Below are 11,133 nucleotides of genomic sequence, written 5' to 3'. Positions count from 1 at the left end.
CAGCGAAGCTTTCAAGGCCTTCGTCGCCCGTCAAGCCGAGCTGAGGCCGACCCGGCTGGGGCTGTGGCTCGAACAGCCGGCGGTGGAAAAGAACGTCGCGGGATCGCCGGGCGGCTTCCTGAAGGAAGTCCCCAGCGCCGGAACGGCCATGCCCGAAGCGGTGCCAAGCGAGAGCCTGCCCAGCGCGACGCCGGCCGCCACGCCGGCGGCAAGCCCCTCGGCCGAGACCAAACCCGCGGCCACCCCGGCCGCCAATCTCCTGCAGCCGATTCCTCCGGCGCCACCCGATCCGAAGAAGGATGCTTTGGAGTAGAATCGATCGAGCGAAGGGTCTTGAGTCTCGATTTCGAATCACGATCTTACCCCCCTTTGAAAAGGGGGGCTGGGGGGATTTGGCAGCCATTGCAAGGCAGGGGATTCGATTTCCAAGCTTTTGTCTTCCAGCGACCGCTGTAAATCCCCCTTAATCCCCCTTTTTCAAAGGGGGAAAATCATCGATCTTCAGGTCATGGATTGAGAGATCTAGATTTTCTTCAGCATCGAGGCCAAAGTCGATTGAACCTGGCTCAGGCCTTGGCATCAAGCCTGCATTGCCCTGAGGAATGAACTCCATTCAAACCGCCCCCTGCTCCCCTATCCAACCGCAAACTCCGGTTTCGCCGCCACCGGCCCAACCGGAACCGCTTGAGCCGGATCAAGCTTCGCCAGCCCCCGCTCCCTATTCCATGGGCGCCCTCTTCCGGCGCTTGGAAAATGGCCGATATGCCCTCACCGGCCGCACCGGCGACACCTGGGACGTCGCCCATGCGCCGAGTTGGCGGTCCGATTCAAAGCTCCTCGATCCGCTGCTGGCCCAAGCCAACGACGTCGTTGGCTCGCTGGCTTTCGCGACCAACGTCGTGGCCAATGCCGGTGGCAGAATTTTCCATGACATTCCCCAACTTCTGCTCGAAACCCCGGCGGCCGCCGACCGCCAATTGAAAAAAATAACCGGAATGGATTACGACGAGTTGAGCCTCTTGGCGGCTACGGCCACTCCCACTTTCCCGCTGGACGATTTGGCGGCGATTGCCATGGTCCAGCTGAAAAACCTCCCGAAGGCCGCCAAGCTTCGGGTTCTAGGTCCCGAGCTTCACGTTTCGGCCGAGGCCCGAGCTCACATTCGGAAAAGACATGCTTGGGTGGATCTGCCGCTCGATCGGAGTGTTTTCTTTCCGCACATCGACCGAGATCTTTTGGTTGAGAAAGCTCGCCGCATTCGCCCGGTGTTTCAATCCAACGGGAACTACGTGCGGGTCGCGGAAGCGAAAGAATATGTCGGATTAGACAAAATGACCGGTCGGCCAACGAAGGTTTACACCGTCGTCACCGATCCGGCGGACAAAGCCGTCGTCACCGAGCATCCCGGGTTACCGGACCCGAAGTATAGGCCCGATTAATAATGGCAGTGGGAGAGTCCCCGCTTCTCCAAATAGCGCTGATGATAATCCTCGGCCCGAAAGAAGGTCGCGGCCGGTGTAATTTCGGTGACGATGGGCCGGCGGAATTTCCCCGAGGCGCTCAAAGCCTCCTTCGAGGCCCGAGCCGTTTTCTCCTGCTCGGGATTGAAAAAGTAGATCGCCGAACGGTATTGCGAGCCGATATCCGGTCCCTGCCGATCCTTGGTCGTCGGATCGTGGTTGGCCCAGAAAACCTCGAGCAGGCGATCGTAGGAGATCTTTTCCGGATCGTATTCGACCTGCACCGCCTCGGCGTGGCCGGTTCGGTCGGTGCAAACTTCCTTGTAAGTCGGGTTGTCGGTCTCCCCTCCGGTGTAACCCACCGCCGTGTCGATCACTCCGGGGAGGCGGCGGAAAGTCTCCTCGACCCCCCAGAAACAGCCGGCGGCAAAGATCGCTTTTTCAGTGCTCATTTTCCACTCCTTATCTCGAAGGCGGGCAGCGAAAGCGCTTCTCCTCGCCGAAAAGTTTCAAGAACTCGCCGAAGGTGGCTCGGCTCAATTCCTTCAATCTCCCGATACGGTCGGGAGTCTCCTTTCGGATGCGTTCGGGGCAAGTCCGCTCCTTCACCGAATCGAGCTCGCTTTGGTGCTGCGGCACCATCAGCCAGCGCTCGATCATGGGCTCATCGCATTCCAAGTGAAATTGAAAGCCATAGGCCTTGTCACCGTAGCGAAAGGCCTGATTCCGGCAATCGCGGGAGCTCGCCAAATGCTCGGCGCCATGCGGCAGCTCGAAGGTATCGCCATGCCAATGAAATAGGCTCTCGGTGGCCTTGAAGTGGCGCAACAAAGGATCTTTTTTCCCGCTTTCGCTGAGCTCGACCTCATGCCAACCGATCTCGCGCACCAAATTTCGCTCGACTTTGGAGCCGAGGGCCTTGGCGACCAGCTGGGAACCGAGGCAAATGCCCAGTACCGGAATATCGCGCTTCAAAGCTTGCTCGATCATCCGGACTTCGTAGCTCAGATGGGGATAGCGCGCCTCTTCGTCAACGTTCATGGGGCCGCCGAGGAGGACCAAGCCGTCGTAGCCGTCCACTTCCGGCTGCGCCTCCGGCGAGCGGCCGAAATTCACGTAACGCAGCCGAATGCCGGCTTCTTTGAAAAGGGGATTGAGCGTACCCAAAAGCTCATATCCCACATGCTGGCATACCATCACTCGGACCATAGCAGGCTCCCAGCGGAGCTTTTTCATTTAATCCGGAAGAATTTTTCTTGTCATCGGTTTTTCCAGACTGAGGAACCGGCTCCCCGGATGGAAGCCAAAAAGGTCTGCCGTCTCCAGCCACCCGTTAGGGGACAGGCAAACTCCCGCGGAATTTTTAAAAAGTATAGTAATATCAAATGTTTATACGAGCATATTTTGCGGGTTTTACCCACTTTTGGTACGAAGATTGCTCAACAGGAAGATATCGCCGGGGGCGCCCGCTACGAGCGCCATGACCCCAACCTCTCCCATCGTCCCACGCCATCTTCAATCTCAGCCTCTCCCGCCGGTGGAAGTTTCCAGGTCTCAACCTCGACCTCGCCAAAACTCGGCGCCGCACAGCTCGGTCTTGCCGCCAATCCCGCGAGTCGAGCGCCCGGTCGCGATGCGCCACTCGCTATTCGATGGCGACTTGGTCCGGCGATTGGAAGCCATGTGGTCGGGCGGGTCGGCCGGCGACCCACCGCCGCTCCCCCCGCCCTCGACCTTGGAAGGAGTGGTCACCGAGGCTTTCGAAACTTTTGAAGACCTGTTTGGAACCGAGGAGGCGGCAAGCCCGGCCGAAGCTCCGGGCTTGCCGCCTTCGGTCGACGAGGCCTTGGCCTATCATCGTCGCTTCGAGAAAGTTTCGGGTGCCGAGCGGGATCGACTCTGGCGCGACGCCATCGCCCGGCTCCGGGCCGATGGCCATCCTCATTTGCCGCCCGACGGCGAGACTTACGACTCTTTCCGGGCTCGGCTCGATGCCCTTGGCGCCCATGCCGGCGACCGGATCGTCTCCCTCGGCCACGCCTTGACTCTGCTGCACAATCACGAAACCCTCGGAACCACCACTCCCGACCGGCCGGTGGCGGTGGTGATCGGCCCGACCTCCGACTACAATGGCGCTTTCGCCTCCCATACCGGATTTCCGGTGCTCGATTCGCTGATGGAAAGCGGGCGATTCCACGTTCTCTATTTCGAATCGGCCGATGAAGCGGGAGCGCGCGAGGCCCTGCGAACCGCCCACGAAGGCGTCCATCGCCGGCTTCATACCGTCGTCTTCAGCGGACACGGCATGCGCACCGGTTTAGCCCTGGAAGGGCCGGATCCGGCCCGACCGGAAACGGTGGTGGCGAGCCGGGAAGAGGATTTCATCGATATCTCGGACCTGGTGAGTGGCGATCTGGGCGACCTCGACGCGATCCTCGAGCCCGACGGCCAAATCCTGATGTGGTCCTGCAGCAACGGCGAAGGCGGTGCCGACGCCGTCAACTTGGCGAACGGGATGGCCGAAGCGGCACCCGGCCGTCCGGTCTACAGTACCCCGATCCCGACCAATCTGGCGCGGCTGGCGGTCCGGGAGGACCTTTCCTTGGACCTCGCTTGGCGCGGCACCGAGAGCTATGTCGCCCTGCATCGCCGAGGCGATCCCAGCATGTTCGCGCCCGAGCGCCTCGCCTTGACCGATGCTGCTCAGGCCGGCGGCCGGCAAGCGACCGTCAACAACTAGCCCAAGCGCATGACGCCGGTCGGAGCCTATGTTAGGCTGGACGAATGAACGGCAGCCCCCTAATTTTCCCTTGTGAGTTTCCGATCAAGGTCATGGGCCTCAAGCATTCGCGATTCGTCCAAAACGTCGTCGGCGTCGTGCTCCGCCATGCACCCGACTTCGACGCCGCCCAGATCGAGTTGAGGCCGAGCGACAAGGGGAAATACCTCAGCGTGACCTGCACGATCAACGCGACCTCCCAAGACCAATTGAACCAGCTTTACACCGAGCTCAAGGGCCACCCCGATGTCGCGGTGGTGCTTTAGCGGCCTCTTCTTCCAGGACCGCCTCTTCTTCCTGGATCAACAGCCGCACCGAAAGCAGCAATAGCAGCGTAAAGACGAAGTCGAATATCCCCAAGGCCTGGACCCGCGCAAAAACGAAGACCTGATTGACGAAGAGCGAAAGCAGGAGCGCCTTTTCGAATAGCCGGTAAGCCAGCAAACGTCGCCCGCTGAAAGCGGGGATCGCGCCGGCCAGCACCAGCAAGGCCGAGGCGAAACCGGAGAGCATGCCGGCCCGCTCGCCGAAGTTCAGGCCCTCGGGATTGCTCCACAGCAAGGGCAAGCGGTGCCGGTATTCCAAAATGTCGATCAGGGCGGAGCCGCACAGCAGAACCACCAGCGAAGTCGCGAAACCCTTCCAATGCACGAGCCGGAGGTAATTCCGCCTGGCCCAATCCCGGCAACGCTCCCAGCGGCTCGGTCCGCGGGCTTCGCCCTCGTCGATCCGGTCCAGCATGCCCTCGATCGGGCCGGCCAAAGGATGGCTCGGATCGGCGGCGGCCAGACGCATCGCCCTCGCCTTCTCGCCGGGCTCGAGCTTCCGCCACACACCCTCCTTGAGGTAATCCACCGCGTTGATCAGCGACTCTTGAGGGGCCAGACCCTGGTTGTGAATCCAAGAATGGGCCACCAGATAGATCATGACGAAGAGCAGGTAGAGGATGGCGAAGGTCGGCTGGTAAAAGTAGTCGTTGTCCTTGGTGATGAATTTTCCGAGCTCGTCGATGAAGAGGCCGAAGCCGATGCCGCCGATCCAAGCTCCGGTGTGCCGGGCCCAACGCACCAGAACCGATTGCATGAGAAGCAAGGCCGCCATCATGAGCAGGCCGCCCCATAGCATGTGAGCGATGTGAAGATGGCCGCCGCCGATCTGGGGGTATCCGGTCAGCCAAAGGAAGGCTCGGACGCCGAGGATGGTTCCGATGGAAGTGACGAGAAAGATGTCGAAGAGGCGGCCCGCATCGTCGGACCGGGCCGCCAATCCGCCGAAAATCTTAGCTCGAGCTATTTGTCTTCGCCTCCCCAGCGGCCTCGAAGACCGATGGAAAAGGCGTTGGCCGAAGCTCCGACGAAAGAGCCGGCGCCGGTGGGCCCGCCGCTTCCGTCGTCGGTGATGACTGTCCCGAATTCATGGACGTAGGCCGCATCCATACCGATATGCTTGTTCATGTCGAAGCTGAGACCGAAGGTCAAGTGATGCTGGATCGTCAGCGGAATGAGCAAGTTCCGGAAGGCGTTCTTCGGCGTGATCGGCGAACGGCCGTAGTTGTAGCCCATCCGAACAGCGACCGGGAAATCGAATTTCGGAGCGAAGTCATACTCGGCACCGCCCGCGAAGACGTATTGGTCGCGCCACTCCAAGCCACCCAAGGCTAAATCCCGGCCCAGGAAGCCCGAGGACCAATCGATCCAGCGGAAATCACCGAGGATCCGAAAGCCGCTGAGCGGCTGGAGCGAGATACCGAAAATGACCTCTTGCGGAAGGTCGAGGCCGGTATCGAGGATGTCGGGATAGCGATCGAAGGCCTGAAAGTGCTGGCGGGTGACATACATCGCCCCGATGCTCAGCATCTTGACCGGTTTATATTGAACGCCGATCCGACCGCCGATTCCCAAGGCGCTGTCGGTGCGATTGGTGCCGACCGTCTCGGGAAAACCCGGCGCCAACGTGGCGTTGTCGGTTTGAAAGAAGGCGTAGTTGATGTCGAGGCCCACGCCGATCGAAAGATTATCCAAGACCTGATAAGACGCGCCGGGGACGATTTTTAGATTAGCATAGCGTCCGGACCGGTCATATCGATTGCCGGTGATCGCGCTGTTGAAGCGTGAAACCGGGAAATCGACGTTGAAGCCGGCCGAGAAGAAGGCTCCGACGCCGGCCACCAGCTTGTCGCCGAACAACCGGAAGGAAGCGCTGCCGGTGGGCAAGAGAATGCCGTCGTCGAAACCGTTGACGAAGACGGCATCGGGATTGCCGGCCGGGGCCGCTGAGCTTCCCATCCGAGTGTTGGGAAACGCGACCGTAAAGCTCAAGTCAAATTGATTGCCGACGAAGGCGAGTCCGGCCGGATTGTTGACGAGGGTATTGGACGTCGGATCGTAGGCAACGCCGGCGCCGCCGATGCCGAGGCTTCGGGGACCGGAGGTAACTACCAAAAGGCCATTGCTGGCAAAAGCCGGAGCGGCCAGTGCCGTGATTAAAATTGGAAGGATGAGATAAGTGAGACGAAGGGAAAAATACCGAAGTATACTGATCATACCTTCCCCCTTTCGGACCTATTTATAAACGATGCACAAATAAATGCCCAATGAATTCAAAAAAAAATTGCATCTTCCTTGAGCATTCCCTTACAATTTTAAGAACGGCGAGCCGGACGTGCCTTGGCTCGAGGGTGCTTCTTTTTGCTTCGCGAAACCTTTTCCTTCGGCACGATTCCTCGATCCATCGCGTCCAACTCCAGCTCTTCAATCTTCGAATAGCGGTATCGTGGCGCCGCGCGCACCGCTTCACGCACCGCCGCCAAGGTGTCGCCGCCGATCAAGCCATCCTGCGCCAAAACCATCGCCAGCTGGTAAGCGCCGCGCACCGGAACCAATGAAGATCCGAAACGTTCAAAACGCTCCGGCGGGCTGTTGCGCTCGAGGTGAATGAAAATTTTCTCCACTCCGCCGCGCTTGGCAGGCAGAGCTTGGGCGGCCTGCAAGATCGATCTCCGGTCGGCCTCGGGAACGTCGGCGGCCGCCAAGGCCTCCTCCAAGCCGGTGGCATCCAGCTCGCCGCGCAGCCAAGAAGCATAAAGCGAGAAAGCCTCGGCGTCCTTTTCGTAATCGTCGCCGAAAAGATATTCGCGGGCATGGACTCGATCCATCCGGCCGCGCAGCAGGGCCGCGGTCTTGAAACCGACTTGCTCGAAGAGCCGGTCGGGCCGCAGCTCGAGCAAGGTCCGGAACCAATCCTTGAAAGTGATGCCGTCGTGCTCGACGCCGTCGCGCAGCATCTTCCCCTCGATCGACGAGCGCAAAAACGGCGGGCTGGCCGAGATGAAATAAATCGGATTCAATGCCACCGCTTCGCCGGCGCCGCGGCGAAGACCGCGCAGCACCTCGGGCATCCCGGGGATGGCCAGCTTGTCGGTGGAGAGCTCGAGGGGGATCGTCAGCAAGCCGCGCCAGGAGGAGAAATGGGTCGACAAGTAAGTTTTGTCGATATCCCAAATAAAGGCCGGCCCCTCGTAAGTCGGCGGCAGCGGCCGGTCATTGCGCAGACTGAGCGGGTAAGGGCGGGTCATGAGCTCTCCCGGCCGGTCGGCCGCTCCATCAATCCTCCGAGCAAGTCCTGAATTTGCCGACCTTCGTAGAAGGCGCCGTAGACCGCCCGCACCATCGGCAGGTCCAAACCCAGTTGTTGAGCTTGCTGATGGACCGCAAGAGTCGCCGGGACTCCTTCCACCACTTGCTGAGAGGAGCCGAGGATCTCTTCCAATTTCTCGCCCTTGGCGTAACGCAGCCCGGTTCGGAAGTTGCGGCTCAAGGTCGAGCTGCAGGTAGCCATCAAGTCGCCGATCCCGGCCAAGCCTCCGAAAGTCGACTCTTCGGCCCCCAGCGCCACGCCATAACGCGCCATCTCCGACAAGCCCCGAGTGACGATCAAGGCCTTGGTGTTGGCGCCAAAGCCGAGCCCGTGGGCGGCGCCCGACATCAGGGCGATGATGTTCTTGAAAGCGCCGCCGATCTCGGTGCCGATGACGTCGCGGGCGGCGTAAAGTCGCAGCGGGCTGCCGTGGAACAGCTCCTGGGCCTTGCGGGCCGCCTCGTCGTAGTGCGAAGCGACGGTCGCGCCGGCCGGATTCCCGTCCATCAGCTCCTCGGCCAAGTTGGGCCCCGAAATCACCCCGATCTTGAGAGCGCAGGTTTCCTCGCGCAAAACCTCGGACATTCGCTTGAAGGTTACCGGCTCGATGCCTTTGGTGGCGTGGATCAGGATTTGATCGCCGGTCAAATGATCGCCGATTTGCCGGGCCACTTCGCGGAAGCCTTTGGTCGGAACGGCGACGATGAGGATCGGAACGCGGCGCATGGCTTCGGCCAAGTCGGTCGTCGCCTGCAGGTTGGCCGGCAGCATCTTCTCCGGGAAGTAGCTCTTGTTGGTGTGGTGCTTGTTGATCTCGCGGGCTTGCTCCTCGCGCCGGACCCAAAGCAGGACCTTGCGGCGATTGCGGGTCAGCAAGGTCGCCATGGCGGTGCCGAAGCTGCCGCCGCCCACCACCAAGGCCTCGGTGCCGGATCCGGCGGAAGCTTTGGCCCGAGCGCTCATCGCTTGCCCTCCACCGCGTTCATGCGGTTCTGGTAATAGAAAATCAGCTGCCTATCGAAGTGAAAAAGCCGGTCGCCCTTTCGCTCCAGCACCGGGTGGACATGATAATCCTTCAAATGGGCCAAAGCCTCGCCCAAGACCGCGACCGGGTCGCCGGCTTGGAGAGTCCGGTCGAGGCGAATCTCGTTTTTCTTCTCCAGATCGCCGAGCCATTTCAGCATTTTTTGGAGGCGGGAATAAGTTTCCATCAGCGGCATGCTGGGCTGGCTGCCGCCGGTTCGCAGCAAGCGATAGCGGTCGAGCCGAGGGTTGGTTTCCTTCAACCACTTCCAAACGACATAAGAAACGACTTGGACGCTGCCCAGCACCGTATCGCGATGAAAGGACCGCAAGATGCTTTGGCCCAGCTCCTGGGTGTACTCGAAATCGCGCTGGCTATCGAAGCCGTAGCCGCCGTCGACCGCGACGTACTTTCGCCGATCGACGATCCGGCCGCGGTGGTCGAGCGAGCGGCCTTCCGAATCGACCAGATTTCCGAAGACGTCGAGCGGTTGCGAGAAGACGACGTGGATTCGCGACTCCAGTGAAAAAAGGCCCGAGAGAAAATCGACGATCCGCCGGATCTGCGAGAACTCGTCGTCCTCGATGATGTAGCGGCTCCTGCCGACCTCCTTGAGGTAATCCTCGATCAAAGTCTCGGCTTCCAGCACCAGCTGGTAGTTCAAGGTGCAAGGGATGATGAAGATATCCGGCTTCGGCTTCTCGTTCCTCAAGTTATGGACATAGGCGTTGAGGCCCATGCCCAGCAGGCCAAGCTTGAGCCGGCTTTCGACCTCGCCGGACCGGCTGCGGGTCCCGCCGGGAAAGAACAAGTTGTGGTAACCTAGTTCCATCGAATATCCGGCGTAAGCCTTGAGGACGTCGATGTAGAGCGGCGCCTTCTTCCGCCGGTCGACCTTGTAGGCGCCGAGATGATCCATGAAAAAGCCGATCAGCTTGTTGTGGAAGAGATTGAGCCCGGCCCCATAGAGGAAAGGCGGTAGGCCCAAGCGATAAAGGACATAGCCGATTAAAAGGCTGTCGAGATTGCTGGCATGGGTCGGCACCAGAATGGTCGTGCCCTGCTTGGAAAGGTTCTGAAAATCGACGTCGTGGCCTTCGATCAAGATTTGGTCGTCGAGCTTGCCGAAGCCGCCGGGAAAATTCCGCATGAGCTTCAAGGGGCTCAAGGTGTTGAGGAGAAGGTTCAGCCCCACCGGAACGATCCGGGTGGCCACCCGGTAGATCGCCTCGTTGAAATGGCCCAGCACTTCCTGGGCGAAGTGCCGGATCAGCTCGGCCAAGACCTCGCGCTGCTGCTCATGGCCGCCGCGCAGCGCCTTCTCTTGGAGCCGCCGATAGAAGCGAGCCTCCTCCTTGGCCTTCTTGCGGTCTTTTTCGGTTTCGAGTCGGCGCCGCTCTTCGTAAAGAGTGTCGAAGATCAAGGACTCCACCTTGGAGGTGTCCCGAGTCTGGTCGTGGAGCACTCGCTCGACCACTTCCACCACGACGCGCTTCTGATCGGCCGATTTCATAAAGAAAGTATAGCCCCGGAACGCTTGAGCCCAAGAAGAAAAAAACGGGGCTAAAGCCCCTCGCCACGCGCTCGTAGCAAGGAGCTTCAGCCCCGCTGCCATCATTTACAGCGAATTGAAGACCGCCAAGAAGACCTGGGCGATGACGCCGTAGCCCTGGACATTTGGGTGAATGTTGGGCGGAATGGTGTTCGGCGGCGGGCAGAGATAGGTCAATTGACAGGCTGTCGCCACGTTGAGCGGCACCATGTCGAAAGGCGGCGGCAATGGGAAAGGCACCGGCGTGAAGTCGGTCGAATTGAAGGCCGTGGCCACGTCGGCCACCGGGAATCCGTTCAGGCCGTAGACCCGTCCCAAGACATCGTTGTTGAATACCGCCTGCAAACCCACCGTGGCTTGAACCAAGGCTTGGCCTTCGGGCCCCAAGAACCAGGCATTCAAGAAGGTGTTGTAGTAATTCATCCCGATCACCGGGAACTCCCCGTCGGAGGCGGCAAAAAGCGGGCTGGTGATCAAGCTGAGGTTCGAGCCGATGCCCTGGAAGAGCTGCTGGAAGCAGGCCTGCTGAGCCGCCGGATCGGTGATCGGCAAACAGGTCGGCGCCCCTTGCAGGACATCGTTGGCCCCGATGTCGATCGTGGTCAGAAGGATTTGGTCCTTGTGCTCGACCAGGAATTCGACCGCGTCCTCCAACTGACTCCCCGTCTCGTAACGATCGGTG

At 60.3% G+C, this 11,133-nt stretch carries 13 protein-coding genes; 4 read left to right on the top strand and 9 right to left on the bottom strand.

Going from position 1 to position 11,133, the window contains the following annotated elements:
• Window positions 1–313: hypothetical protein (locus VJR29_02705; GenBank protein HKY62304.1), on the top strand; the 313-nt coding region annotated here is incomplete at its 5' end.
• Window positions 314–463: 150 nt separating this feature from the next.
• Here the strand turns inward: VJR29_02705 and VJR29_02700 are convergent.
• The gene (locus tag VJR29_02700; GenBank protein ID HKY62303.1) at window positions 464–613 is read right to left on the bottom strand and encodes a hypothetical protein; all 150 of its coding nucleotides are present in this window, start codon (window positions 611–613) and stop codon (window positions 464–466) included.
• Between the two features lie 133 nt (window positions 614–746).
• Between VJR29_02700 and VJR29_02695 the strand changes: the two genes are divergently transcribed.
• The gene (locus VJR29_02695) at window positions 747–1,439 is read left to right on the top strand and encodes a hypothetical protein (protein HKY62302.1); all 693 of its coding nucleotides are present in this window, start codon (window positions 747–749) and stop codon (window positions 1,437–1,439) included.
• On the opposite strand, the gene msrA is transcribed toward VJR29_02695, so the two are convergent.
• Both msrA and VJR29_02685 read right to left on the bottom strand, forming a co-directional pair.
• Complete coding sequence (msrA, locus tag VJR29_02690) at window positions 1,436–1,912, bottom strand: peptide-methionine (S)-S-oxide reductase MsrA (protein ID HKY62301.1); 477 nt, start codon at window positions 1,910–1,912, stop codon at window positions 1,436–1,438. The genes VJR29_02695 and msrA overlap by 4 nt on opposite strands.
• A 10-nt stretch (window positions 1,913–1,922) precedes the next feature.
• Window positions 1,923–2,669, bottom strand: coding sequence for a gamma-glutamyl-gamma-aminobutyrate hydrolase family protein (locus VJR29_02685; GenBank protein ID HKY62300.1), 747 nt, complete (start codon window positions 2,667–2,669; stop codon window positions 1,923–1,925).
• A gap of 388 nt (window positions 2,670–3,057) precedes the next feature.
• Here VJR29_02685 and VJR29_02680 point away from each other — a divergent pair, with 388 nt between their 5' ends.
• Together VJR29_02680 and VJR29_02675 are read left to right on the top strand one after the other, a co-directional pair.
• Complete coding sequence (locus VJR29_02680) at window positions 3,058–4,200, top strand: hypothetical protein (protein HKY62299.1); 1,143 nt, start codon at window positions 3,058–3,060, stop codon at window positions 4,198–4,200.
• A gap of 44 nt (window positions 4,201–4,244) precedes the next feature.
• Window positions 4,245–4,505, top strand: coding sequence for a DUF493 domain-containing protein (locus tag VJR29_02675; GenBank protein HKY62298.1), 261 nt, complete (start codon window positions 4,245–4,247; stop codon window positions 4,503–4,505).
• Here VJR29_02675 and VJR29_02670 read toward each other — a convergent pair.
• From VJR29_02670 to VJR29_02645, 6 genes are all read right to left on the bottom strand, one after another.
• Window positions 4,471–5,505, bottom strand: coding sequence for a hypothetical protein (locus VJR29_02670; protein HKY62297.1), 1,035 nt, complete (start codon window positions 5,503–5,505; stop codon window positions 4,471–4,473). The two genes, VJR29_02675 and VJR29_02670, sit on opposite strands and share 35 nt — an antisense overlap.
• A gap of 23 nt (window positions 5,506–5,528) precedes the next feature.
• The gene (locus VJR29_02665; protein ID HKY62296.1) at window positions 5,529–6,782 is read right to left on the bottom strand and encodes an outer membrane protein transport protein; all 1,254 of its coding nucleotides are present in this window, start codon (window positions 6,780–6,782) and stop codon (window positions 5,529–5,531) included.
• A 98-nt stretch (window positions 6,783–6,880) separates the two neighbouring features.
• Entirely contained in the window at window positions 6,881–7,813 is a 933-nt protein-coding gene (locus tag VJR29_02660) for a hypothetical protein (GenBank protein HKY62295.1), read from the bottom strand.
• Window positions 7,810–8,838: an NAD(P)H-dependent glycerol-3-phosphate dehydrogenase gene (locus tag VJR29_02655; GenBank protein ID HKY62294.1), complete on the bottom strand. Its 1,029-nt coding sequence runs from the start codon at window positions 8,836–8,838 to the stop codon at window positions 7,810–7,812. Before VJR29_02655 ends, VJR29_02660 begins: the two co-directional genes overlap by 4 nt.
• Window positions 8,835–10,412: a 1-acyl-sn-glycerol-3-phosphate acyltransferase gene (locus VJR29_02650; GenBank protein ID HKY62293.1), complete on the bottom strand. Its 1,578-nt coding sequence runs from the start codon at window positions 10,410–10,412 to the stop codon at window positions 8,835–8,837. The genes VJR29_02655 and VJR29_02650 overlap by 4 nt, the downstream gene beginning before the upstream one ends.
• Window positions 10,413–10,517: 105 nt before the next feature.
• Window positions 10,518–11,133, bottom strand: a 616-nt coding sequence (locus VJR29_02645; GenBank protein ID HKY62292.1) for a hypothetical protein, incomplete at its 5' end; no start/stop codon positions are given.

Source organism: bacterium (assembly GCA_035281585.1).
Taxonomy (GTDB): domain Bacteria; phylum UBA10199; class UBA10199; order DSSB01; family DSSB01; genus DATEDP01.
Note: the sequence above shows the minus strand (reverse complement) of the source record. Positions and strands in the feature narration are given on the sequence as shown.

What these genes read in the sequence shown, in the direction of transcription:
- VJR29_02700 (HKY62303.1), bottom strand. Translation starts at nt 613, where the DNA reads ATGGAGTTCATTCCTCAGGGCAATGCAGGCTTGATGCCAAGGCCTGAG.
- msrA (HKY62301.1), bottom strand. Translation starts at nt 1,912, where the DNA reads ATGAGCACTGAAAAAGCGATCTTTGCCGCCGGCTGTTTCTGGGGGGTC.
- VJR29_02685 (HKY62300.1), bottom strand. Translation starts at nt 2,669, where the DNA reads ATGGTCCGAGTGATGGTATGCCAGCATGTGGGATATGAGCTTTTGGGT.
- VJR29_02675 (HKY62298.1), top strand. Translation starts at nt 4,245, where the DNA reads ATGAACGGCAGCCCCCTAATTTTCCCTTGTGAGTTTCCGATCAAGGTC.
- VJR29_02665 (HKY62296.1), bottom strand. Translation starts at nt 6,782, where the DNA reads ATGATCAGTATACTTCGGTATTTTTCCCTTCGTCTCACTTATCTCATC.
- VJR29_02660 (HKY62295.1), bottom strand. Translation starts at nt 7,813, where the DNA reads ATGACCCGCCCTTACCCGCTCAGTCTGCGCAATGACCGGCCGCTGCCG.
- VJR29_02655 (HKY62294.1), bottom strand. Translation starts at nt 8,838, where the DNA reads ATGAGCGCTCGGGCCAAAGCTTCCGCCGGATCCGGCACCGAGGCCTTG.
- VJR29_02650 (HKY62293.1), bottom strand. Translation starts at nt 10,412, where the DNA reads ATGAAATCGGCCGATCAGAAGCGCGTCGTGGTGGAAGTGGTCGAGCGA.